This is a genomic window from Kitasatospora terrestris, from assembly GCF_039542905.1.
Lineage (GTDB): Bacteria > Actinomycetota > Actinomycetes > Streptomycetales > Streptomycetaceae > Kitasatospora > Kitasatospora terrestris.
Genome location: NZ_BAABIS010000001.1, coordinates 7,385,832 through 7,408,448, shown reverse-complemented (window position 1 = coordinate 7,408,448; position 22,617 = coordinate 7,385,832). Strand labels below are relative to the sequence as shown.

General features: G+C 74.9%; 19 protein-coding genes. 6 read left to right on the top strand and 13 right to left on the bottom strand.

The window, feature by feature from the left end; all coding sequences use genetic code 11:
• Positions 1 to 50 precede the first annotated feature (50 nt).
• Genes ABEB06_RS33915 through ABEB06_RS33900 form a run of 4 tightly spaced genes read right to left on the bottom strand, consistent with a single transcriptional unit; the run spans position 51 to position 4,470 of the window.
• Complete coding sequence (locus ABEB06_RS33915) at positions 51 to 1,049, bottom strand: Gfo/Idh/MocA family protein (protein ID WP_345700750.1); 999 nt, start codon at positions 1,047 to 1,049, stop codon at positions 51 to 53.
• Positions 1,050 to 1,091: 42 nt separating this feature from the next.
• Positions 1,092 to 1,832, bottom strand: coding sequence for a succinate dehydrogenase/fumarate reductase iron-sulfur subunit (locus ABEB06_RS33910; RefSeq protein ID WP_345700749.1), 741 nt, complete (start codon positions 1,830 to 1,832; stop codon positions 1,092 to 1,094).
• The gene (locus ABEB06_RS33905) at positions 1,829 to 3,769 is read right to left on the bottom strand and encodes a fumarate reductase/succinate dehydrogenase flavoprotein subunit (RefSeq protein ID WP_345700748.1); all 1,941 of its coding nucleotides are present in this window, start codon (positions 3,767 to 3,769) and stop codon (positions 1,829 to 1,831) included. Before ABEB06_RS33905 ends, ABEB06_RS33910 begins: the two co-directional genes overlap by 4 nt.
• The gene (locus ABEB06_RS33900) at positions 3,766 to 4,470 is read right to left on the bottom strand and encodes a succinate dehydrogenase cytochrome b subunit (protein ID WP_345700747.1); all 705 of its coding nucleotides are present in this window, start codon (positions 4,468 to 4,470) and stop codon (positions 3,766 to 3,768) included. The genes ABEB06_RS33905 and ABEB06_RS33900 overlap by 4 nt, the downstream gene beginning before the upstream one ends.
• Positions 4,471 to 4,554: 84 nt before the next feature.
• Between ABEB06_RS33900 and ABEB06_RS33895 the strand changes: the two genes are divergently transcribed.
• Together ABEB06_RS33895 and ABEB06_RS33890 are read left to right on the top strand one after the other, a co-directional pair.
• A complete protein-coding gene (locus ABEB06_RS33895) occupies positions 4,555 to 5,433 on the top strand; it encodes a LysR family transcriptional regulator (RefSeq protein WP_345700746.1) in 879 nt (292 codons plus the stop codon).
• 8 nt (positions 5,434 to 5,441) lie between these two features.
• Positions 5,442 to 6,083, top strand: a complete 642-nt coding sequence (locus ABEB06_RS33890) for a GNAT family protein (RefSeq protein WP_345700745.1) — start codon at positions 5,442 to 5,444, stop codon at positions 6,081 to 6,083.
• A gap of 21 nt (positions 6,084 to 6,104) precedes the next feature.
• Here the strand turns inward: ABEB06_RS33890 and ABEB06_RS33885 are convergent, their stop codons facing one another.
• The 4 genes from ABEB06_RS33885 to ABEB06_RS33865 form a co-directional block, all read right to left on the bottom strand.
• The gene (locus ABEB06_RS33885; RefSeq protein ID WP_345700744.1) at positions 6,105 to 8,879 is read right to left on the bottom strand and encodes an ATP-binding protein; all 2,775 of its coding nucleotides are present in this window, start codon (positions 8,877 to 8,879) and stop codon (positions 6,105 to 6,107) included.
• A gap of 92 nt (positions 8,880 to 8,971) precedes the next feature.
• Positions 8,972 to 11,113 carry a M4 family metallopeptidase gene (locus tag ABEB06_RS33880; protein ID WP_345700743.1) on the bottom strand — a complete coding sequence of 714 codons (2,142 nt, stop codon included), beginning with the start codon at positions 11,111 to 11,113 and terminating at the stop codon, positions 8,972 to 8,974.
• Between the two features lie 191 nt (positions 11,114 to 11,304).
• Positions 11,305 to 11,565, bottom strand: a complete 261-nt coding sequence (locus ABEB06_RS33875; protein WP_425559826.1) for an IclR family transcriptional regulator domain-containing protein — start codon at positions 11,563 to 11,565, stop codon at positions 11,305 to 11,307.
• A 169-nt stretch (positions 11,566 to 11,734) separates the two neighbouring features.
• Entirely contained in the window at positions 11,735 to 12,910 is a 1,176-nt protein-coding gene (locus ABEB06_RS33865; protein WP_345700742.1) for an 8-amino-7-oxononanoate synthase, read from the bottom strand.
• 143 nt (positions 12,911 to 13,053) lie between these two features.
• Here ABEB06_RS33865 and ABEB06_RS33860 point away from each other — a divergent pair, with 143 nt between their 5' ends.
• Complete coding sequence (locus ABEB06_RS33860) at positions 13,054 to 13,521, top strand: hypothetical protein (protein ID WP_345700741.1); 468 nt, start codon at positions 13,054 to 13,056, stop codon at positions 13,519 to 13,521.
• 256 nt (positions 13,522 to 13,777) lie between these two features.
• Here the strand turns inward: ABEB06_RS33860 and ABEB06_RS33855 are convergent, their stop codons facing one another.
• On the bottom strand, positions 13,778 to 14,932 hold the full coding sequence (locus ABEB06_RS33855; RefSeq protein WP_345700740.1) for a hypothetical protein: 1,155 nt from the start codon (positions 14,930 to 14,932) through the stop codon (positions 13,778 to 13,780).
• Positions 14,933 to 14,971: 39 nt separating this feature from the next.
• Positions 14,972 to 15,667 (bottom strand): VC0807 family protein, encoded by a 696-nt coding sequence (locus tag ABEB06_RS33850; protein ID WP_345700739.1) that lies wholly within the window; start codon positions 15,665 to 15,667, stop codon positions 14,972 to 14,974.
• A gap of 180 nt (positions 15,668 to 15,847) precedes the next feature.
• Between ABEB06_RS33850 and ABEB06_RS33845 the strand changes: the two genes are divergently transcribed.
• From ABEB06_RS33845 to ABEB06_RS33835, 3 genes are read left to right on the top strand one after another with little or no spacing between them, the layout of a single operon-like run.
• Complete coding sequence (locus ABEB06_RS33845) at positions 15,848 to 17,071, top strand: DUF6745 domain-containing protein (RefSeq protein ID WP_345700738.1); 1,224 nt, start codon at positions 15,848 to 15,850, stop codon at positions 17,069 to 17,071.
• A gap of 23 nt (positions 17,072 to 17,094) precedes the next feature.
• Positions 17,095 to 17,544, top strand: coding sequence for a hypothetical protein (locus ABEB06_RS33840; protein WP_345700737.1), 450 nt, complete (start codon positions 17,095 to 17,097; stop codon positions 17,542 to 17,544).
• Positions 17,544 to 19,175 carry a PQQ-binding-like beta-propeller repeat protein gene (locus tag ABEB06_RS33835; protein ID WP_345700736.1) on the top strand — a complete coding sequence of 544 codons (1,632 nt, stop codon included), beginning with the start codon at positions 17,544 to 17,546 and terminating at the stop codon, positions 19,173 to 19,175. Before ABEB06_RS33840 ends, ABEB06_RS33835 begins: the two co-directional genes overlap by 1 nt.
• Positions 19,176 to 19,219: 44 nt before the next feature.
• Here ABEB06_RS33835 and ABEB06_RS33830 read toward each other — a convergent pair whose 3' ends face one another.
• Genes ABEB06_RS33830 through ABEB06_RS33820 form a run of 3 tightly spaced genes read right to left on the bottom strand, consistent with a single transcriptional unit; the run spans position 19,220 to position 22,511 of the window.
• Complete coding sequence (locus ABEB06_RS33830; RefSeq protein WP_345700735.1) at positions 19,220 to 20,236, bottom strand: TIGR03842 family LLM class F420-dependent oxidoreductase; 1,017 nt, start codon at positions 20,234 to 20,236, stop codon at positions 19,220 to 19,222.
• 20 nt (positions 20,237 to 20,256) lie between these two features.
• Positions 20,257 to 21,657 carry a dihydropyrimidinase gene (gene hydA, locus ABEB06_RS33825; protein WP_345700734.1) on the bottom strand — a complete coding sequence of 467 codons (1,401 nt, stop codon included), beginning with the start codon at positions 21,655 to 21,657 and terminating at the stop codon, positions 20,257 to 20,259.
• 11 nt (positions 21,658 to 21,668) lie between these two features.
• Complete coding sequence (locus ABEB06_RS33820; protein ID WP_345700733.1) at positions 21,669 to 22,511, bottom strand: nitrilase-related carbon-nitrogen hydrolase; 843 nt, start codon at positions 22,509 to 22,511, stop codon at positions 21,669 to 21,671.
• Positions 22,512 to 22,617: the final 106 nt, after the last annotated feature.

The window sequence follows — 22,617 nt, the reverse complement described above, 5'->3', positions numbered from 1 at the left end:
GGCGCCGCTCGCGCGCCCCGGGATCGCTCCCCCGGGCCCCTCGCCCGGAATCACTCGCCGGGGTAGCGGACTCCGATCCGGTCGCGGACGGCGTCCAGGGTGCGCATCACGGCGAGGGTGGTGTCGAGCGGGACGAGCGGGGACTCGCTCTCGCCGGCCCGCAGGCAGCGGATCACCTCGGCGGCCTCCAGGCCGTAGCCGTGGCCGGTGCGGGCGGGGGCGACGTACGGCTCGGGCTCGCGGCCGGCGCGGTGCAGGGTGAAGCCGGCGGGGTGGAAGAAGTCTCGGTCGAGTTCGATCCGGCCCTCGGTGCCCTGGACGGAGGCGCGCTGGCCGCAGTGGGCGTCGAGCGAGCAGGAGAGCAGTGCGGTGGCGCCGCCCGGGTGGCCGAGCACGACGGCGGTGTTGGCGTCCACGCCGCGCTCGGTGAGGCGGGCCCAGGCCTGGACGGACTCCGGCTCGCCGAGCAGCAGTTGGGCGAAGGCCACCGGGTAGACGCCGAGGTCGAGCAGGGCGCCGCCGCCGACCGCCGGGTCCCACAGCCGGTGGCCGGGGTCGGCCGGGCCGGGGAAGCCGAACTCGGCCTGGACGGACCGGACCTCACCGATCGCGCCGTCGGCGACCAGCTCGGTGATCCGGCGGACCGCCGGGTCGAGGTAGGTCCACATCGCCTCCATCAGGAGGACGTCCCGCTTGCGGGCGAGCGAGACCAGCTCGGCGGCCTGCCCGGCGTTGAGCGTGAACGGCTTCTCGCAGAGCACCGCCTTCCCCGCGTCCAGCATCAGCGCGGTCGAGGCGTGGTGGTCGCTGTGCGGGGTCGCCACGTACACCACGTCGACCTCGGGGTCGGCGGCCAGCTCCGCGCGGCTGCCGTACGCCCGGGGTATGCCGTGGCGGCCGGCGAAGGCGCGGGCGGACGCCTCGGAGCGGGAGGCGACGGCGACCACCCGGGCGTCGGGTACGGCGGCGAGGTCCTCGGTGAAGGCGGCGGCGATCCCGCCGGTGGCGAGGATGCCCCAGCGGACCGGACGGTCGGTGATCGGCTGCACGGCGGGGTCCTTCGGTCGGTGCGGAAGCGGGTCCCGCCGAGCCTAAGGGCGGCGCAGGCTGCGCAGGTACTCCTGATTGAGGCGTGAGATGCCGGTCAGCGGGATGCCCTTGGGGCAGGCGGTGGCGCACTCGCCGGTGTTGGTGCAGCCGCCGAAGCCCTCGGCGTCCATGGTCTCCACCATGGACCGCACCCGGCTGCCGCGTTCCGGCGCGCCCTGCGGCAGCACGTTCAGGTGGACCACCTTGGCGGCGGTGAAGAGCATCGCCGAGCCGTTCGGGCAGGCGGCCACGCAGGCGCCGCAGCCGATGCACTCGGCGTGCTCGAAGGCCAGCTCGGCGGTGTCCCTGGGGACGGGCGTGGCGTGCGCCTCGGGGGCGGAGCCGGTGGGCGCGGTGATGTACCCGCCGGAGCCGATGATCCGGTCCAGCGCGGTGCGGTCGACCACCAGGTCCTTGACCACCGGGAAGGCGCCGGCCCGCCAGGGCTCGACGTCGATGGTGTCGCCGTCCTCGAAGTGCCGCATGTGCAGCTGGCAGGTGGTGGTGCGCTCGGGGCCGTGGGCGCGGCCGTTGATGACCATGCCGCAGGCGCCGCAGATGCCCTCGCGGCAGTCGTGGTCGAAGGCGACGGGCTGCTCGCCGCGCAGGATCAGCTCCTCGTTGAGGGTGTCGAGCATCTCCAGGAAGGACATGTCCGGGCTGATCCCGCTGACGCGGTACTCGGTCATCGCGCCGGGGGCGTCGGGCCCCGCCTGGCGCCAGATCCGCAGGGTGAGGTTCACGCGTAGCTCCGCTGGGTGGGGTGGACGTGTTCGAAGACCAGCTCTTCGCGGTGCAGGACGGGCGCGCCGCCGGTGTGCTCCCAGGCGGCGACGTAGGAGAACTCGCCGTCCCGGCGGGCGGCTTCGCCCTCCGGCGTGGCGGACTCGGCCCGGAAGTGGCCGCCGCAGGACTCGGTGCGGTGCAGCGCGTCCAGGCACATCAGCTCGGCCAGGTCGAAGTAGTCGACCAGCCGGTTGGCCTTCTCCAGCGCCTGGTTGAGCTCCTCGCCGGTGCCGGGCACCTTGATCCGGCGCCAGAACTCGGCGCGCAGCTCCGGGATCGCGGCGAGCGCGCGGCGCAGGCCGGCGTCGTCGCGGGCCATCCCGCACTCGTCCCAGAGCAGGTCGCCGAGTTCGCGGTGGAAGGAGTCGGGGGTGCGGTCGCCGTCCACGGCGAGGATCAGGTTCAGCCGGTCCGCGGCGTCCGCGGTGACCTCGGCGATCTCCGGGTGGTCGGCGGGGACGGGGTCGAGCCGGGTGGCGCCCAGGTAGTGGTTGAGGGTGGGCGGCAGCACGAAGTAGCCGTCGGCCAGGCCCTGCATCAGGGCGCTGGCGCCGAGCCGGTTGGCGCCGTGGTCGGAGAAGTTGGCCTCGCCGATCGCGAACAGGCCCGGGACCGTGGTCTGCAGGTCGTAGTCCACCCACAGGCCGCCCATGGTGTAGTGGATCGCCGGGTAGATCCGCATCGGCACGGTGTACGGGTCCTCGGCGGTGATCCGCTGGTACATCTCGAAGAGGTTGCCGTACTTGGCCTCCACCGCGGCCCGGCCCATCCGGGCGATGGCGTCGGCGAAGTCCAGGTACACGCCCTGTCCGCCGGGGCCGACGCCGCGGCCCTCGTCGCAGACGTTCTTGGCGGCGCGGGAGGCGATGTCGCGGGGCACCAGGTTGCCGAAGGCCGGGTAGATCCGCTCCAGGTAGTAGTCGCGCTCGTCCTCGGGGATCTCGCCCGGCGGGCGGGTGTCGCCCTTCGCCCTGGGCACCCAGATCCGGCCGTCGTTGCGCAGCGACTCGCTCATCAGGGTGAGCTTGGACTGGTGGTCGCCGGAGCGCGGGATGCAGGTCGGGTGGATCTGGGTGAAGCAGGGGTTGGCGAAGTACGCGCCGCGCCGGTGGGCCCGCCAGACCGCGGTGGCGTTGGAGTTCTTGGCGTTGGTGGAGAGGTGGAAGACGTTGCCGTAGCCGCCGGTGGCCAGCACCACCGCGTCCGCGAGGTGGGTGGTGAGCTCGCCGGTGACCAGGTCGCGGGCGAGGATGCCGCGGGCCCGGCCGTCCACCACGAGGAGGTCGAGCATCTCGGTGCGGGCGTGCATCTCGACGTTCCCGGCGGCGATCTGCCGGGAGAGCGCCTGGTAGGCGCCGAGCAGCAGCTGCTGGCCAGTCTGGCCGCGGGCGTAGAAGGTGCGGGAGACCTGGACGCCGCCGAAGGAGCGGGTGTCGAGCAGCCCGCCGTACTCGCGGGCGAACGGCACGCCCTGGGCGACGCACTGGTCGATGATCTCCACCGAGACCTGGGCGAGGCGGTGCACGTTGGACTCGCGGGCGCGGAAGTCGCCGCCCTTGACGGTGTCGTAGAACAGCCGGCGGATCGAGTCGCCGTCGTTGCGGTAGTTCTTGGCCGCGTTGATGCCGCCCTGGGCGGCGATCGAGTGGGCGCGGCGCGGGGAGTCCTGGAAGCAGAACTGCACGACGCGGTAGCCCTGTTCGGCGAGGGTGGCGCCGGCCGCGCCGCCGGCCAGGCCGGTGCCGACCACGATCACCGTGTGCCGGCGGCGGTTGGCCGGGTTGACCAGCTTGGCCTCGAACCGCCGGGTGTCCCAACGCTGTTCGATCGGCCCGGCGGGCGCGGCGGTGTCGGCGATCGGCGCGCCGACGGTGTAGTCGAGGTAGGAGCTCATCGGACCACTCCGGTCATCACGGCGACGGGGACGGACAGGAACCCGGCGGTCAGCAGCAGGGCGGTGGCATTGGCGACGGCCTTCAACGCCCGGTCGCGGCGCGGGTTGTTGGCACCCAGGGTCTGCGCCGCGCTCCAGAAGCCGTGCCGGATGTGCAGGCCCAGCGCCAGCATCGCGACGACGTAGATCCCGCCGCCGTACCAGGTGGAGAAGGACGCCACGACGTTCCGGTACGGGTGGCCCTCCTCGGCGGCCGGGTTCACGGTCAGCGTGGTCAGGTCGAGGATGTGCCAGACGATGAACAGGCCGAGGATCACCCCGCCCCAGCGCATCGTCCGGGTCGCGTAGCTCGGCCGCTGCCGCCGGTGGACGTACTGCTGCGGGCGGGCCCGCCGGTCGCGCCTGCTGAGCTGGTACGCGGCGGTGCCGTGCGCGAGCACCGCCGCCAGCAGGACGAACCGGGCCAGCCAGAGGAACCAGCCGTAGTGCAGGACGGGCTCGCCCAGGGTGCGCAGCCAGTGCGCGTAGCCGTCGATGTCCCGCGGGCCGAAGAAGACCTTGAGGTTGCCCAGCATGTGGGCGACCAGGTACAGCAGCATCAGCAGCCCGCTGACCGCCATGACCGCCTTCTTGCCGACGGAGGAGCGCCAGAGGGTCACCAGGGTGGACGGGTGCGGGGCCGTCCGGGTGGGGAGTGCCATGGTCGCAACGCTAGGCAGCGGCACCCGGGCGCGTCCAAGACATGGATCCCGGGCTTTCGATAGGCAGCACCTATGGTGGGAGGTGTGCAGCTACAACAGCTCCGGTACTTCCTGGCCGTCGCCGACGCCCGGCACTTCACCCGCGCCGCCGAACTGACCCACGTCTCGCAGCCCTCGCTCTCCCAGCAGATCCGGCAGCTCGAACGGGAGCTCGGCGCCGAGCTGTTCCACCGCGCGCGGGCCGGGGCCGAGCTCACCGACGCGGGCGAGGCCCTGCTGCCGCTGGCCCGCCGGATCATCGCCGACACCGAGTCGGCCCGGCTCGCCGTGCAGGAGACCGTGCAGCTGCGGCGCGGCCGGGTGCGGTTCGGGGCGACGCCCAGCCTGTGCGTCAGCCTGGTGCCGGACGTGCTGCGCGCCTTCCGCGCCCGCCACCCCGGGGTGGACCTGCTGCTCCGCGAGGACGGCTCCCGGGACCTGGTGCGCAGCCTGGAGGCCGGCGAGCTGGACCTCGCCCTGGTGATCACCCCGCGGGACGCGGACGCCCCGGCCGGGCTGCAGGTCACACCGGTGCTGCACGAGGAGCTGGTGCTGGTCTCGGCCGAGCCGCTGCCCCGGCGCCGGGCCCGGATCGAGGACCTGCGCGAGCGGCCGCTGGTGATGTTCCGCGAGGGCTACGACCTGCGCGAGGCGACGCTCGCCGCGTGCCGGGCGGCCGGGTTCGAGCCGAGGTACGCGGTCGAGGGCGGGGAGATGGACGCGGTGCTCGCCTCCGTCCGGGCCGGGATCGGGCCGGCCGTCCTGCCGGGGATGGTCGCCGCCCGCTCCGGCCTCGCGGTGGCGCCCTTCGCGGGCGCCGGACTGGGCCGCACCGTCTCGGTGGCGCACGGGCGGGAGGTGCCGCTCAGCCGGGCCGCCGCGGAGTTCCGGACGGTCCTGCTCTCCCATCTTGCGGACGTATGATATTGAACATGTTCGAAAAGATCTTGTTCGAGGCGGCGGCCGGCCGCTTCCCCACGCCCGACGGCTCGGTGACCGTCGTCCCGCAACCCTCCGACCGGGAGGCCGGGATCCTCTCGCTGACCGCGCACGCCGTGGTCTTCTGCGACGAGGACCCCGCCTGGATCCGGCGGATCATCGCCGAGGCACCGATCGACCCGTTCGCCGCGCCGCTCTCCCCGTACGTCCAGATCGCGCTCGCCGAACGCACCGGACGCAACCTCGGCAACATCGACATGCTCACCGTCGCCGACCGGCTGCCCGGCGCACCCGCGCTGCCGCTCACCGAGATCACCGACCGGGAGCACCCCCGGGTCGTCCGGGCGCTCAAGTACCGCGACGACGTCCGCGCCTGGACCGCCGACGGCGGGGTGCTCGCCCTCGGCCGCGGCGTCGCCGGCCGCTGGGAGGCCGCGATCGAGGTCGAGCCCGACGCCCGCCACGCCGGCCTCGGCCGCGCCCTCGCCCTGGCCGCCCGCCACCTCGTCCCGACCGGCGACGTCGTCTGGGCCCAGCAGGCCCCGGGCAACGCCCGCAGCGTCCGCGCCTTCCGCTCCGCGGGCTACCGCCCGATCGGCGCCGAGGTCCTGCTCGTGCGGCACAGCCTCGTCTGACCGCCCGGGGCCGGTGGCGGGTCAGTGGTCGTCGAGTTGGGCGAGTTCGGCGCGGGTGCGGACGTTGTGGCGGCGGTAGAGGCGGGTCAGGTTGGCCTCGACGGCCTTGACCGAGAGGTGCAGGGCGGCGGCGATCTCGCGGTTGGTGGCGCCCTCGCGGACGAGCTTGACCAGGTGGGTCTGGAGCGGCGTGGGGTCGGCGGCGGCGGGGTCGAGGTCGGCGAGGGCGGCCTCGGTGTGCCGCAGCCACGGGGTGCAGCCCGCCCGGGCGTAGCGGGCGGCGGCCTCGCACAGGGCGGTCCGCGCGGCGGCGCGGCGGCGGGCGCGGCGCTCCAGCTGGCCGAGCACGAGGTGGGCGCGGGCCAGTTCGAGCGGGTAGGGGTGCTCGGCGGGGATCCGCTCGCGGAGGGTGTCGGCGGCGGTGCGCGGGTCGCCGGTGGCGGCGGCGAGGACGGCCTCGGCGCGGTGCAGGCCGAGCCGGACGACCTCGCGGCCGAGCCGGTCGACCCGGACGGAGGCGTCGGCGAGGGCGTCGGCGGCCTCGCCGGGCCGGCCGGCGAGGGCGAGGGCCTCGGCCAGGTCGGCGTCGAGCAGGAAGAGCGAGGGGTCGGTGAACTGGAGCCGGCGCAGCAGCCGTCTCGCCTCCAGGAAGTGCCCGGCGGCGGCTTCGGGGGTGCCGGTGAGCAGGTCGACCCGGCCGCGCAGGCCGTGCGCGTAGGCGAGCCATTCGCGGTCGCGGTCGCTCTCGGCGGCGCGGATCGCGGAGTCGAGCAGGTCGGCGGCGCGTTCGGCGCTTCCGCCGGCGAGCTCGGCGGCGCCGCCGAGGACGCGGGCCGGTCCGGGGTTGGGTTCGATGCGCTCGCGCAGCTCGTACGCGGCCCGCCCGGCGGCGTAGGACTCGGTGCAGCGGCCGGCCCGCTCGTAGACCGAGGCGGCGATGTAGTGGACGTTGCACAGGTCCTCGGTGCGGCCGGCCCGTTCGACCTCGGTGCGCAGTGCCTCGACCTCGGCGAGGGCGCGGTCGACGGCGCCGGTGCGCAGGTGGGCGACGGCCAGGCCCTGGCGGACGAAGACGCCGGCGGCGGTGAGCGGGCGGCCCTCGGAGAGGCTGCGGCCGCGTTCGAGCAGGGCGAGGCCGTGGGCGGGGTCGGTGACGAGTTCGATCGGGGCGCGGACGGCGAGGAGTTCGACGAGCAGGTCGGTGTCGCCGGCGGCGGCGGCGTCGTGTTCGGCGGCGGCGAGTTCGACGAAGCCGGCGGTGTGGTCGGCGCGGTGCAGGGCGCGGACGGCCCGCTCCTGGTGGACGGCGGCGCTCAGCGCGGGGGTGCCGTGCGCGTCGTCGGCGGCAGTGGCGAGCAGCGGGTCGGCCCCGGGGTGGTCGGGGCCCAGCAGTCGGGCGAGCAGCAGCGCGGCGTGCACCCGGACGTCGGCGGCGGGGGCGTCCGCGAGGCGTTCGCCGCAGGCGCGGGCGAGGTCGGGCAGGCCGGCGGTGGCGGCGTTGCGGGCGGCGGCGAGCAGCCGGCGGGTGGCGGCGTCGGGGTCGTCGGGGGTGAGGTCGGCGGCGAGGCGCAGGAGTTCGGCGGCGGTGGCGGGGGCGCCGCGGGTGAGGGCGGTGGCGGCGGCCGCGTCGAGTTCGGCGGCGAGCGCCGGGTCGGGTTCGGCGGCGGCGAGGGCGCGGTGGCGGGCGCGTTCGACGGGGTCGGCGGTGCGGTCGGCGAGCAGCCGGTGGGCGGCGCGGCGGGCGGGTGCCGGGGTGTCGGCGGCGACCAGTTCGGCGAGCAGTGGGTGGCTGAACTGGAGGGCGCCGCCGGGCCCGTGGACCAGGACGCCGTGCTCGACGGCGACGGTGAGCGGGGCGGCGGTGTCGGCGGGCAGTCCGGTGCCGGTGCGGGCGGCGGCGAGCACGGTGAGGGCCTGCCGGGCGTCGGCGGGCAGCGCGGTGAGGCGTTCGGCCATCAGTTCGCGCAGCCGCTGCGGGACGCTGAGCGGCCGTCCGGGGTCGGTGGCGAGCGCGGCCTCGGCGCCGGGGGTGCCGAGCGCACGCCCCAACTCCAGTGCGAAGTAGGGGTTTCCGGCGCTGGCGGCGTGGATCCGGGTCAGTGTCAGGCCGGACAGGCGCAGGCCCAGGCGCTCCTGCAGCAGGGTGCCGACGGCGAGTTCGCCGAGCGGGCCGACGGGTATCTCGGTGACCGGTCCGGGGCAGAGTTCGGTCATCCGCGGTTCGCTGTCGGCGCGTTCGGTGCGCTCGGTGACGGCGAAGCGGATCGGGCGGCCGGCGAGCCGGCGGGCGGCGAAGGCGATCACCTGGCGGCTGGCCTGGTCGAGCCACTGGGTGTCGTCCAGCAGGACGAGCACCGGGCCGCGGTCGGCGAGCCGGCGCAGGGCCTCCAGCACGGCGACCCGGACCGCCAACGGGTCGGTGGCGGTGCCGGGTTCGGGTGCGCTGTGCAGCAGGGCCCGCTCCAGGGCGTGCCGCAGGTGGGCGGGAAGCTCCTCGGCGAGGCCGGGGAGGGCCTCGCCGAGGAGGTCGATCAGGGCCAGGTGCGGCAGTCCGGCTTCGGCGGCGGTCGGGCTGCTGCGCAGGACCGCCTCCCCCGCGGATCCGGCTTCGCTCCCCAGCGTGTCGAGCAGCGCCGTCTTGCCGATGCCCGCCGGGCCGTGCAGCAGCACGCTGCCCTGACCGTCGAGGGCCGACCGGATCCGGTTCAGCAGGTCGGTCCGGTCGACGAGTTGGGCACGGACCGGCCCGCCGCCCGGTGGGGCGACGCGGCCGGGGCCCTGGGGGGCGCTGGTCATGGCGGCCAGTGTGCCGCCTCCGGCGCCCGGGCGCGAGAGTACTCGGCGGTACCGAGTGGTTCAGACCACCGAGCACTCCCGGGGAGCGGGGCTCAGCCCAGCGCGACGTCGTCCACCAGGAAGGTGGTGGCGAGGTACGCGTCCTCCTGCCCGGCGAACTCCACCGTCACGTTCTGGCCCTTGTAGACGCTCAGGTCGACGGTGCGCTGCACGTACGAGGCACTCGCGTTGGCGTTGGAGTACGTCGCCAGGGTAGCGCCGTTGACCTTCACCTTGAGCGTGTCGTACGCGGTCGCGCCGCTCTCCGCGGTGGTGACCTTCAGCCAGAAGGTGAGCTTCGGGCTGCCGGCGGCGGGCACCGCGACGTTCGCCTGGGACACCGACTCGGTGGCGGCGCTGCCGTAGCCCATCATCCAGGCGTACCAGGAGCCGCCGTGCGCGGCCTGCTGGGTGGAGTTGGTGATGTCCTCGGCGCTCTGCGTCCAGCCGGTGGTGCCCTGCTCGAAGCCGCCGTTGACCAGGGCGTTCCCGCCCGGGCCCGTCGGGCTGGAGGTGGGGCTCGGGGACGGGTTGCCGTTGCCCGGGTCGGGCAGGGCGGTGCCGACGCTGACGGCCGCCCACGCCTTGGAGACCAGGTACCGCTCCTGGGAGTTGGTGCCGTACAGGTCGGCGGCCGCCTGCAGGGTCGCCGTGCGGGCGCCGGAGTAGTTGGTGGTGGAGGTCATGTAGGCGCTCAGCGCGCGGTACCAGACGGCGGCGGCCTTGTCCTTGCCGATGCCGGCGAAGGTGTCGTTGTTGCAGGTGGTGCCGTTGTGCGAGCGGCCGCCGATGGTCTTCGCCCCGGTGCCCTCGGACGCCAGGTAGAAGAAGTGGTTGCCGATGCCGGAGGAGTAGTGCACGTCCACCGAGCCGGCGCTGGAGTTCCAGCAGCCGAGGCTGCTGCCGTCGGCCGCGGGGTTGTCCATCCGGCGGAAGTAGCCGCTGGACATGTTGAGCTTCTCGCCGATGTAGTAGTCGCCCGGGTCGTTGGCGTTCGCGGCGTAGAACTCCACCATGGTGCCGAAGATGTCGGAGGTCGCCTCGTTGAGGCCGCCGGACTCGCCGGAGTAGTTCAGGTTCGCGGTGGCGGCGGTGACGCCGTGGCTCATCTCGTGGCCCGCGACGTCGAGCGAGGTCAGCGGGGTGTTGGCGTTCTGCGAGCTGCCGTCGCCGAACGACATGCAGAAGCAGCTGTCGTCGTAGAAGGCGTTCAGCAGGTTGTTGTCGACGTGCACGTACGCGGGCGCGCCGCGGCCGTCGTTGCGGATGCCGCTGCGGTTGAAGGTGTTCTTGTAGTAGTCCCAGGTCTTCGCCAGGCCGAAGGCCGCGTCCACGCCCGCCGACTCGCGGTTGGAGTTGCTGCCGTTGCCCCAGGAGTTGCTGGTCTTGGTGAACAGCCGGGCGTTCTGCCGCGGGTTGGACTGCGGGCTGTTGTTGGAGTCGTAGATCGCGGTGTTGCCGTGCAGCGCGTCGGTGAGGGTGTAGCTGCTGCCCGACTGGGTGGTCTCCAGCGACACCTGGCCGTCGTGGATGCCGTTGCCGGTGCCGGAGACGTCCTGGTGCAGCTCGTAGCTGTCCAGCAGCGTGCCTTGCGCGGCGTCGGTGATCACGGCCTCCCGGGTGTCCCCGCCGGCCTCGCCGGCGCCGGTCACGGTGGTCCGGTACGCCAGCACCGGCACCTTGCCGACCGCGTACACCACCAGCTGGCCCTCGGCGGTGTCCGCCTTGGCGTTCTTCACGTGCCGGGCGTGCCGGACGGCGGCCGAGGAGGCGTCCTTCGCCGCCTGCTTCGGCGTGGTGGAGGCGAGCACGATCGCCCCCTTGTGTGCCTGGTCCGAGCCGGTGATCCGGCCGTCCGCGGCGCGGTGCACCACCAGGTCGCCGCCGACCACCGGCAGGCCGCGGAAGGTGCGGTCGTAGCGGACGTGGCGGGCGCCGTCGGCGTCCACCAGGACGTCCTTCACCACCAGCTGCTCGTCGCCGCCGAGGCCGAGCGCGCGGGCCGTCGCCGACGCCTCCCGGTCGCCGGCAGAGAGCGCCTGCGCGCGGGCGTCGGCGGACAGGGCCTGGAAACCGGGGATCGCCCGGGCCGAGGCGGGACTGGCCAGGGCGGCGGACTGGCTGAGCGCGACGGTCGCCGTGCCCAGGGTCAGGGCAGCGGCCACGGCCGCCGCCAGGGCGGTCTTGCGGGTCATCACATTCCTCCCGCCGAGCCGGGGTTGAGGGGGACGGACACCCGTCGCCCATGGGGGAGAACGGCGGGGCCGGTGACAGCTCGGCGGGGAGGACGCTAGGACGGCGGCATGTCCATGCGGTACGCCTCACGGCGGGTGCAAGGGTTCCGCAAGGGGGCGGCCGAGGGGTCCGCACGGGGTGCGCCGAGGGCTCACTCCCCCTTCGGGACCCGCCGCTCCCCCGGGGGCAGCAGCAGGATCTCCAGGGCGTTCGCGCAGGCCAGGGCGCGGGCCAGCTGCCGGGGCAGGGCCGCGTCGGGGAGCAGCTCGGGCGTGGAGCGCAGCGCGAGCGCGGCGTGCGCCTCGCCCTTGGCGTTCAGCACCGGCACCGCGAGGGTGCGCACCCCGACCGCGGACTCGCCCTCGTTCAGGGCGTAGCCGCGCTCGCGGACCAGGGCGAGTTCGGCGCGCAGCGCGGCCGGGTCGGTGATGGTGCGCTCGGTGTGGGCGGTCAGCGCCAGGCCGTCCTCGGCCGGGGCGACGACACCTTCATCCTGTCCGGCTACCCCCTGCTGGAGGAGTCCTACCGGGTCGCCGAGACGATCCTGCCCGCACTGCGCGGGCAGCGCGGGCCGGGCGGTGTCACGGCGCGGTGGCGGCGATCACCCGGACCGCCTCGGCGATCTGGGTGTCCGTCAGGTCGGCGCGGGCCGTGAGCCGCAGGCGGGAGATGCCGTCGGGGACGGACGGGGGACGGAAGCAGCCGACGGCGAGGCCGGCGGTGCGGCAGTCGGCGGCCCACCGGACGGCGGCCTCCGGGCCCGGGGCGCGGACGGAGACCACCGCGGCGTCCGGCTCGGAGGCGTGCAGGCCCTCGGCGCGCAGCCGGTCGGCGAGGGTGCGGGCGACGTACCGGGCGCGCTCGGCGCGTTCGGGCTCGGCGCGCAACAGGCGCAGCGCGCCGAGGGCGGCGCCGACCGCCGCGGGGGCGAGTCCGGTGTCGAAGATGAAGGTGCGCGCGGTCTCGGTCAGGTGCCGGATCACCCGGCGCGGCCCGAGGACGGCCCCGCCCTGCGAGCCGAGGGACTTGGAGAGGGTCACGGTGGCGACGGTGTCGGGCTCGCCCGCGAGGCCGCCGGCGGCGGGGGCGCCGCTGCCGCCGGGGCCGAGCACGCCGAGCCCGTGCGCGTCGTCGACCAGCAGCGCGGCGCCGAACTCGCGCGCCACGGCCGAGTGTTCGCGCAGCGGCGCGGCGTTGCCGTCCACCGAGAACACCGAGTCGCTGACCACCAGGGCCCGCCGGTGGGTGCGCTCCGCGAGGATCCGCCGGACGCCCTCGGGGTCGCTGTGCGGGGCGCGGCGGACGTCGCTGCGGGCGAGCCGGCAGCCGTCGATCAGCGAGGCGTGGTTGTACGCGTCGGAGACGATCACGGTGTCCGGGTCGGTGAGCGCGGTGAGCGCGGCGAGGTTGGCGGCGTACCCGGAGGAGAAGACCAGGGCGGCCTCGAAGCCGCAGAACGCGGCGAGCTCGTCCTCGAGTTCGGTGTGCAGGGCGGTGGTGCCGGTGACCAGGCGGGAGCCGGTGGAGCCGCCGCCCCAGCGCAGTGCGGCCTCGGCGGCGGCGCCGGTGACGGCGGGGTGGTGCACCAGGCCGAGGTAGTCGTTGCTCGCCAGGTCGAGGACCGGGTCGTCGGCGGGCCGGCTGCGCAGGGTCCGGGTGAGTCCGGCGGCGGCCCGGAGGTCGGCCGCCTCGTCGAGCCAGTCGAAGACGGCGGCGGGGGCTAGGGCGGCGGACTGCTGCGGGGCGGAGTGGACCATGTTCGGCACTCTGTCACCCGGCGTCCGCTGCGGGCAATGTGCGGCGCGGCACACCGGGCGCGCGCCCTGCATCCGTCCCGGGCGCGTTCGGCGCGTGCTCCGGCGCGCCGCCGCGGTACGACCATCGGACGGTTGGACAGTCCGTGTCGCGCCGGTTGACCCGCCCCACCGGGACCGGCAAGATCGCCGCGGAGGAGACCATGACCCTGGATCCGGCCGCGCCCGTCCGCGAGGACGTGCCGCCCGTCATCGGCCCGGCGCACGCCCTGGGCACCGTCCTGGCCGAGCTCTTCGAGCCGGCCGTGCACCGCGTCGCCGTCACCGAACCACCGGGCGGGCCGCTGGACGCCGCCGCCGAGGCGTACGGGCTGCGCCGCTACCGGATCCCGCCCACCCCGCAGGGGCGGCTGGACGTCGAGCAGCTGCTGCGCCTGCCGGTGAAGGGCATCCTGCTGGCCGCCGACCCGCTGCACGGGCTGGACCGGCTGCTGGACCGCTTCCCCGGCCCGGTGATCGTGCTGGCCGGGCCCGGTGCGGCCCCTGCGCCGCACGAGCGACTGGTGCTGCTGCGGCAGCCGCCGGGCGGCGCGGCCCGGACGGGCGGGGCCTGAGCCGGCGTCGCCGACGGCCGCCCGGCCCGACGCTCTGCGCAGTCCGGTCTGCGGTCTCCGGACGCGGCACCCGTTGGCCGCCGGCCCCCGGGCTCCGCGACCTGCCGGTCCTGCTACCGATCGCCCGCCCGCCGTCACCGCCGTAGCGGAGCAGCGCCGCCCGGGTCCCCCGTCCCAACGGCGTTGCCCTCACGGCAGCGTCGCCCTCACGGCAGCGTCGCCGTCCGGCCGCAGCCGGCTCCGCCGGGGCCCGGCATCAGCGGCCGGTGACCCCGGTGGTGCCGGTGCCGCCGAGGGCGGCGGTGGTGGGGGCGACGGCATCGGGGCCGGGCCGGCCGCGGTGCACGCGGTCGAGGTGCAGGTCGCCGCCGGCGCCCCGCCCGGTGAGCCGGTGGGCCAGGGCGGGGGTGTCGAGCGGGGCCGGTTCGCCGCGGACGGTCCAGACGGCCGGGCGGCCCCAGAGTGCGTGCTCGACCTGTTCCAGCCAGCGGGTCACCCCACGGCGGGAGCCGAGCGCCGCGCCCGACAGCACCGCCGGTTCCTGCAGCAGCGCGCCCCAGCCGCCGAGGTCGGCGGCCGGCCCGCCGATGGTGAGCAGCGGGAGCCCGTGGCGGTGGACCAGCATCTCGGGCGCACCGTCGATGATCTTGTTGATGGTGAGGGTGGGCCGGTGCGCGACCCGTCCGGCTTCCTCCCGCAGGCCCGGCACCGGCAGCGGCGCGGCGCCCCAGAGCGCTCCCACCCGGTCCAGCCACTCCCGCAACTCGCGGTAGCTGCCCGGCCGGGGCTCCTCCAGCATCCGCGGCGAGCGGAGCAGCAGCAGGTCCCGTCCCAGCTCGGCGCGGGCGGCCTGGAGGAGCATCCGGATGCTCACGTTGCCGCCCCGCTCCGCCCGGGCGAGCGGGGTGAGCAGCAGCTGCGAGCTGTCGAGGCGGTGCTGGAAGGCCACCGCCATCGGCTCGGTGTACGACCGGGGCGACCAGCCCGCCTCCGGCAGGCCGCCGGGCAGCAGCGGCGACCAGGCCGCCAGCCAGGCGGCCAGCTCGGTGGGGGTGCGGACCGTGCCGTACAGCGGGACGGGGCCGGCCGGGGCGCCGTCGAGCGACACGAACTCGAAGGCCCGGTCCGGCCGGGAGGGCTCGCCGAGCGGGGCGAGCTCCAGCCGGGGTTCGCCGTGACGCAGACCGGCGCTGGTGCGCACGTGCACGCCGTCCGCGCCGAGCCCGGCCAGCCGGCGGGCGAGCTCGGCCCGGCCCAGCCCGCTGCCGAGGAGCTCTCCGTAGACGTGCTCCTCGGTGCGGCGGCCCCAGAGCGCGTACGCGCCCGGCCGGCCGACCAGTTGCTCCTCGATCCCGCCGAGCCAGTCCTCCAGCGGACCGTCCCCGCCCCGCCACTCCAGCGGATCACGCATCGCGCCCGCACCTCCCCCGTCACTGCCGGATGGTACGGCTCAGGCCCCCGCGTCGGGCAGGGCGGCCTGCATCCGGGCGCGGGCCCGGCGGCCGTAGCCGATCGTGTAGTAGATCAGTCCGCCGAGGAACGCCCACGGCATGATGCTGCTGACGGTCAGCATGGTGGCGGTGGACAGCACGAAGGTCAGGGCCGCCTTCACCACCGACTCGACCAGGAACGCCACGCCCCAGATCACGGTCAGCCGGCGCTGCCCGCGCCGGAAGCCCTCGTACTGCCACAGGCCGTTCCAGCGGGCGACGCCCTCGGGGGTGCCGCCGGAGGCGAACTTGCGGCCGAAGTAGAACATCGCCGGGCGGGCCGTGAACAGGGTGGCCAGGAAGCCGAGCCCGATCAGCGCGGTGAGCGCCGAGTCCTTGAGGAAGATCAGCTCGGTGGTGTTGTACGCCAGCGCACTGGCCGCGCCGAGCACCATGGTGACCAGGGTGAAGATGCCGAACTCGTCGAGTCGGCGGTGCAGGGCGAAGTACAGCCCCAGGTCGACGACCGGCCAGGCGGAGGAGATCAGCAGCGCGGTCGGCTCGGAGTGGCCGCTGCCGGTCAGCGCGTTGTAGGTGAGGATGGGCGCGAGGATGTTGAGCAGCAGCGTCGGGCCCCAGTCGAGGAGCAGCTTCAGACCCTTCGACGAGGGCTCTGGAACGCTCTGGGCGACGGTTTCTGACGTGGTTTCGGACATGCCGGAGTTCCCCCGAGGTGGATCTTTTCGAATGATCGGCCGAACAGCCGACGAGCAGTCATATCAGCATCCGGACCGCCAGGAAAAGATCATGAAAGTAAAATCCGCTTGCCCGCCCGGTCGACGTCCTGCCACGCTTCCGCCCATGACGAACCGAGAGGCGGTCTCCGCCGCCCGCCGATGACCGGCCGGACGCCCGCAGGACGGGCGCCCCGCACCCCGCTGCCCGACCGGCTCGCCACCGCCCTCGCCCTGCGCGAGGAGTGGCTGCGGCACGGACTGGCCGCCGCCCCCGCCGACCGGCCGCGTGCCGAAGCCGCCGTCCGCGAGCTGTACGCCCTCGCCGGCACGCCACCACCCCGGTTCACCTGGGTGGACTCCCCCGCCGCCGCCCGGCCGCTGCTGCCCGGCACCCGCACCCCGCGGTTCGCCGAGACCGCCCGGCTGCGCCCCGCCGACTGGCCGCTCGCCTCCCGGCTCGCCGCACTCCAGTCCGCCCTGCGGGAGCGGCTGGACGCCCGGGTCCGCGGCCGGCCCGCCACCACCTGGGGCACGCCGGCGCCGGCCCGGCAGCTGGCCCGGACGCAGCCGCCGCGGGCCGCCCTCGCCGCCGGCGTCGACCCGGACGTACTGGCCGACGTCGCGGTGCGCGAAGCGCTGTCCGGCACGCTGGGCGACGCGGTCCGCGGGCCGCTGCGCACCGCGCTGCTCGGCACCGCGGCTTCCGGGACGACCTGGTACGGGCAGCACGACGCCGCCTGGGTCGGCCCGTACGACGTCCTCGCCCGCGCCGGACTGGCCCGCTTCGACCCCGACGACCTCCGGCTGCTCGGCCCGTGGGCCGAACTCGCCCGCAGCACCGGCTGGTGGTGGCCCGACGCGACCCACTGCGTGCTCGCCGAGCGGCCCGCCGCCGTGCACACCGAGCCGCTCGCCCACGCCCACCACGGCGAGCGGCGGCTGCACCGGGCCGACGGCCCGGCCGTGCGCTTCGCGGACGGCGCGGCGCTGTACGTCGTGCACGGCACGCCGGTGCCGGAGTGGGTGGTGACCGGGCCGACGGTGGAACTGATCCACGCCGAACCGAACGTCGAGGTCCGTCGCTGCGCGATCGAGCGGCTCGGCTGGGACGCGTACATCGGGCTGGCCGGGCTGCGGCTGCTGGCCGAGGCCCCCGACCCGGGCAACCCGGGCTTCCGCCTGCGCCTGTACGACCTCCCCCGGGAGGCGGCGCCGGTGCCCGCCCGGCTGCTGCTCGCCGTCAACGGCTCCGCCGAGCCGGACGGCCGGCGCAGACGCTACGGCCTGGCCGTACCACCGCACTTCGACGACGCGCTGGCGGCGGCCGGCTGGTCGTACGGGCTGAGCGGGGCGCAGTACGCCACGCTCGTCCGCCGCACCTGAACCCCGACCGAGAGGTGAACCCCATGACCATGACCCTGGCCCAGCTCACCGCCCGCACCGGCCTCGACGTCCTCGACCACCTGGAACGGGAACTGACCGTCCCGGTGGTGGACGGGCTCCAGGCGCAGGGCGACCTGATCGTCGTCCCGCACCACCTGGTGCCCACCGTCACCGACACCTCGTGGACCGTCTGGCAGGACGTCCCACCGGACGGCGTCGAGCTGCTGCGCGGCGCCGGCGGCGGCAACCCGCACACCCTGGTCGCCGACCCCGGCACCTGCCGCTGGACCACCTCCGTCCGCGACCCGCTGCGGCTCGCCCTCGGCCTGCTGGAGACCACCGCCGTCGCCTACCTGATCCACCCCGAGCACGGCGGCACCGGCATCGCCCCGGGCCGCTACGTCGTCCGCCGCCAGCGCGAACGCGGCCGCACCACCACCGCGTTCGGCGCCGACCGCCTGGTGGCCGACTGATGGCCCGGTACTCCGTCGACCGGGTGCTCGGTGACCGTCCGTTCGCGCAGATCGGGCGGCCGAGCGTGGCCGAGCGCAGCGACGACCACGGCGTGGTCGTGGTCGGCGGCAGTCTCGGCGCCCTCCAGTGGCAGGGCCGCGACGCCGGCGCGGTGCGCCGCTACCGGATCGGCGTGTTCGACCTGGTCGGTCTGCGCTGCCGGGCCCTGGCCGACTCCCGGTGGCCGGTCAACGCGGTCGCGCTCCACCCCGAGCTCCCGCTCGCCGCCGTCGGCACCGGGTGCTACGACGGCGGCTACTCCTTCGAGGGCGAGCTGCTGCTGGTCGACCTGGCGACCGGGGAGAGCGTGCCGCTGCTGGAGGGCTGCCGGGAGGTCCGCTCGGTGCGCTGGCGCGACGCGCGGGTCCTGGAGGCCGTGCTGGCGCCGTACGACGACTACGAGGACGACGCCGCGCACCGGGTGGGCCACGCGGTCGCGATCGCGTGCGAGGACTGGACCGCCGCCCGACCGCGGATGGTCCCGCCGGGTCGGCAGACCGGTCCGCGGGTGCCGTGCGCCCGGCCCGAGGAGGGCCCGGCCGCCGAGGCGCTGCTCGCCGCGCTGTGTTCGGCGCACGGCGAGGAATGGACACCGCGCCGCCAGGTCTGGGCGGTGGAGGTCCTGCCGGACGGCCGGACCGTCGCCGTGCTGGACGGAGTGCGGGCCGAGTGCCGACTGCCGTCGGGCGAGGTGCAGTGGTCGCTGCCCGATCCGGACGGCGGCCGCCAGCTGCTCCTGGCACCCGACCGCCGGTCGGCGTGGGTGACCACCCCGCGCCGGGCCCGGTGGCTCCCGGGCGAGGGATGGCGGGCGCGCCCGGCACTGGTGGAGCGGCTGTCGCTGGAGGACGGGCGGACGCTGGCCGCCGTGGAGCCGGCCGCTCCGGCGGTGCTGGCCGCGAGCCGCGACGGGCGCCTGGCGGCCCGGGACTCCGACCACGGGGAGAAGAGCCCCCGGGTGCGGCTGCTCGCGCCGGACTCCGGCGCCGAGCTCGACTCGCTCGGCGTGGGCCGGTACGACCTGTTCAACCACTGGTTCGACGTCCGCGACTGCCCGGAGCTGCTGTTCCTGGTGGGCGGCGGGCGGCACGGCGTCGCGGGCAAGGAGGTCGCCGCGCTGGATCCCGAGCGGCGGCGGATGCGCCTGCTCTTCCCCCTGGAGTGGGACCGGACACGTCGTGGCCACCTGTTCGGCGGGCCGGGCGTCCACCTCGACGAGGACGGCGGCGGGGCGGCGCTGGTGCACGCCGGAGCGGTGCACGACGGGGCCGGACTGCTGCCCGGCAACGCCTTCGTGGTCCGCCGCCGGCTCCCCGACGGCGAGGCGACGTGGGTGTTCACCGCCGACCGCCACGTCCTGGCCGTCGCCGCCGACCCGGAGCACGTGTACGCGGGCATCGCCGACGGCGAGTTGGTGGTCCTGGACCGCCACGACGGCTCGGTGCGCCACCGCGGGCGGCTGACGGTCGACGGCCTTCCGGTGGTGCCGCTGTCGCTGGCCGCGCCGGGTGGCGGAAGGCTGCTGGTCGGCACGACGGACGGGCGGATCCTGGACGGGCGGATCCTGGACGGGCCGCTCGGGTCGGAGTGACCCCCGGTCGGGTCCGTGGCGCACGGACCCGACCGGGCGGCCGGTCAGCGGAACGCCGGGACGACGCTCGCGCCGTACGCGTCGATGGTGGACTCGACGGCGTCGTGCATCGCGTAGACCGCGAACTGGTCGACGCCCAGGGCCCGCAGCTCCTCCAGCCGCTCCAGGTGCGTCTCCACCGGGCCGATCAGGCAGAAGCGGTCGACGATCTCGTCGGGGACGAACGCGGTGTCGGGGTTGTCGACCCGGCCGTGGTGGCTGTAGTCGTAGCCCTGCCGGTCCTTGATGTAGGCGGTGAGGGCGTCCGGCACCAGGCCGGAATGCTCGCCGTAGCGGGCGACCAGGTCGGCGACGTGGTTGCCGACCATGCCGCCGAACCAGCGGCACTGCTCGCGGGCGTGCGCCATCGCCTCCGGCGAGTCGTCGGCGGTGACGTACGCCGGCGCGGCCACGCAGACGGTGACCGAGGCGGGGTCGCGCCCGGCCTCGACGGCGGCCGCCCGGACGGCCTTCACCATCCACTCGGTGAGGTACGGGTCGGCGAGCTGCAGGATGAACCCGTCCGCCTCGCGGCCGCACAGGGCGAGCGCCTTCGGGCCGTACGCGCCCATCCAGATCGGCAGTTCGGCGCCCGGCTGCACCCAGGGGATGTGCAGCTCGGTGCCGTCGATCTCGACGCTGCGCCCCTCGGCGAGCGCCTTGACGGCGCGCATGGCCTGGGAGAGCCGGTCCAGCGAGGCGGGCTTGCGGCCCGCCACGCGCTGCGCGGAGTCGCCGCGGCCGATGCCGCAGACCGTCCGGTTGCCGTACATGTCGTTGAGGGTCGCGAACAGGGAGGCGGTGACCTCCCAGGTGCGGGTGGCGGGGTTGGTGACCATGGGGCCGACGGTGAGCCGGGTGGTCTCGGCGAGGATCCGGCTGTAGATGACGAAGGGCTCCTGCCAGAGCACCACCGAGTCGAAGGTCCAGCCGTGGCTGAAGCCGGCCGCCTCCGCCCGTTTCATCCGGTCGATGAGCAGTCGTGCGGGCGGGTCGGCCTGGAGGACGAGTCCGATGTCCACTGATCTCCTTGCGGGGTGGGTCAGATGAGGTACTGGCAGGTGGCGCGCGGCTGGAAGCGGCCGTGGCCGGCCCGGCCGAGCCAGCGGTCGCCGTCGACCACCACGGTGCCGCGGGAGAGCACGGTGCGGACCCGGCCGGTGAGCTGCCGGCCCTCGTACGCCGAGTAGTCGACGTTCATGTGGTGGGTCCGGGCGGACAGCGTCTGGGTGGCGGAGGGGTCGTACAGCACGATGTCGGCGTCGGCGCCGGGGGCGATGGTGCCCTTGCGCGGGTAGAGGCCGAACATCCGGGCGGGGGTGGCGCAGGCGATCTCGATCCAGCGGCGGCGCGAGAGGTGGCCGTCGACGACGGCCTGGTGCAGCAGGTCCATCCGGTTCTCGACGCCCGGCAGGCCGTTGGGGATCTTCGAAAAGTCGCCGCGGCCGAGCTCCTTCTGCCCGACGAAGCAGAACGGGCAGTGGTCGGTGGAGACCACCTGAAGGTCGTTGGTCCGCAGGCCCCTCCAGAGCGCCGCCTGGTGCTCCTTGGGCCGCAGCGGGGTGGAGCAGACGTACTTGGCGCCCTCGAAGCCGGGCTCGGCGAGGTTGTCGGTCGACAGGTACAGGTACTGCGGGCAGGTCTCGCCGAAGACGTTGAGGCCCTGGTCGCGGGCGGCGGCGAGCTCGGCGACCGCGGAGGCGGCGGAGACGTGCACCACGTACAGCGGGGAGCCGGCCACCTGGGAGAGCTTGATCGCGCGGTGGACCGCCTCGGCCTCCAGCAGCTCCCGGCGGACCTCGCCGTGGTAGCGCGGGTCGGTGTGCCCGGCGGCCAGCGCCTGCTCGACCAGCACGTCGATGGCCAGGCCGTTCTCGGCGTGCATCATGACCAGGCCGCCGTTGTCGGCGCCGCGCTGCATGGCCCGCAGGATCCGCCCGTCGTCGCTGTAGAACACGCCCGGGTAGGCCATGAACAGCTTGAAGGAGCTCACCCCCTCCGCGACCAGCAGGTCCATCTCCTTCAGGCTGTGCTCGTTGACGTCGGCCAGGATCATGTGGAAGCCGTAGTCGATCGCGCAGTTGCCGTCGGCCTTCGCGTGCCAGGCGTCCAGCCCGGCCCGCAGGGTGGCGCCGACGCCCTGCACGGCGAAGTCCACGATCGTGGTGGTGCCGCCCCAGGCGGCGGCCCGGGTGCCGGTCTCGAAGGTGTCGGAGGCGGAGGTGCCGCCGAACGGCAGCTCCATGTGGGTGTGCGCGTCGACGCCGCCGGGGATCACGTACAGCCCGCGGGCGTCGATCTCGCGGTCCGCCGTCCAGCCCTCGGCCGCGGACGTCCCGAAGGCCGCCAGCGCCACCACCCGCTCGCCCTCGATCAGGACGTCGGCGTGCATCTCCTCGGCCGCGGTGACCACCAGGCCGCCGCGGATCACGGTACGGGTCACGGCTGCTCCCCTCACGCCTCGGTCAGCGGACCGTAGGCGTCCGGCCGGCGGTCGCGGTAGAAGGCCCACTGCCGGCGGACCTGGTCGATCAGGTCCAGGTCGAGGTCGCGGACGACCAGCTCCTCGTCCTTGTCGGAGGCGACCTCGCCGACGAACTGGCCGCGCGGGTCGACGAAGTAGCTGGTGCCGTAGAAGTCGTTGTCGCCGTACTCCTCGACGCCGACCCGGTTGATCGCCGCCACGTAGTACTCGTTGGCGACGGCGGCGGCCGGCTGCTCCAGCTGCCACAGGTACGCGGACAGGCCGCGGCTGGTCGCCGAGGGGTTGTAGACGATCTCGGCGCCGGCCATGCCGAGCGCCCGCCAGCCCTCCGGGAAGTGCCGGTCGTAGCAGATGTACACGCCGACCTTGCCGACCGCGGTGTCGAACACCGGCCAGCCCAGGTTGCCGGGCTTGAAGTAGTACTTCTCCCAGAAGCCCTTGACCTGCGGGATGTGGTGCTTGCGGTACTTGCCGAGGTAGCTGCCGTCGGCGTCGATCACGGCCGCGGTGTTGTAGTAGAAGCCGGACTGCTCGACCTCGTACACCGGCACCACGATCACCAGGCCCAGCTCCTTGGCGAGCGCGCTCATCCGCCGGACGGTCGGGCCGTCCGGCACCGGCTCGGCCCAGCCGTAGTGCTCGGGCTCCTGGACCTGGCAGAAGTACGGCGCGTTGAAGACCTCCTGGAAGCCGATCACCCGGGCACCCTGGGCGGCGGCCTCGCGCGCCGCCCGCTCGTGCGCCGCGATCATCGTCTCCTTGTCCCCCGTCCACGCGGTCTGGAACAGAGCGGCACGTACGACTCGACTCATGGCGGACTCCCTCGCAGCAGCGGTGTGACCGTGAGACTAGGAGTACTGCCCCGTTGTGACCCGCGTCACGCGCCGGGTGTCCGGAAGTTCTCTCTCGGATTGGAGA

Coding starts and splice junctions, on each gene's coding strand:
- ABEB06_RS33905 (WP_345700748.1), bottom strand. CDS start 3,769: ATGAGCTCCTACCTCGACTACACCGTCGGCGCGCCGATCGCCGACACC.
- ABEB06_RS33900 (WP_345700747.1), bottom strand. CDS start 4,470: ATGGCACTCCCCACCCGGACGGCCCCGCACCCGTCCACCCTGGTGACC.
- ABEB06_RS33890 (WP_345700745.1), top strand. CDS start 5,442: ATGTTCGAAAAGATCTTGTTCGAGGCGGCGGCCGGCCGCTTCCCCACG.
- ABEB06_RS33885 (WP_345700744.1), bottom strand. CDS start 8,879: ATGACCAGCGCCCCCCAGGGCCCCGGCCGCGTCGCCCCACCGGGCGGC.
- ABEB06_RS33880 (WP_345700743.1), bottom strand. CDS start 11,113: ATGACCCGCAAGACCGCCCTGGCGGCGGCCGTGGCCGCTGCCCTGACC.
- ABEB06_RS33865 (WP_345700742.1), bottom strand. CDS start 12,910: ATGGTCCACTCCGCCCCGCAGCAGTCCGCCGCCCTAGCCCCCGCCGCC.
- ABEB06_RS33855 (WP_345700740.1), bottom strand. CDS start 14,932: ATGCGTGATCCGCTGGAGTGGCGGGGCGGGGACGGTCCGCTGGAGGAC.
- ABEB06_RS33850 (WP_345700739.1), bottom strand. CDS start 15,667: ATGTCCGAAACCACGTCAGAAACCGTCGCCCAGAGCGTTCCAGAGCCC.
- ABEB06_RS33845 (WP_345700738.1), top strand. CDS start 15,848: ATGACCGGCCGGACGCCCGCAGGACGGGCGCCCCGCACCCCGCTGCCC.
- ABEB06_RS33840 (WP_345700737.1), top strand. CDS start 17,095: ATGACCATGACCCTGGCCCAGCTCACCGCCCGCACCGGCCTCGACGTC.
- ABEB06_RS33835 (WP_345700736.1), top strand. CDS start 17,544: ATGGCCCGGTACTCCGTCGACCGGGTGCTCGGTGACCGTCCGTTCGCG.
- ABEB06_RS33820 (WP_345700733.1), bottom strand. CDS start 22,511: ATGAGTCGAGTCGTACGTGCCGCTCTGTTCCAGACCGCGTGGACGGGG.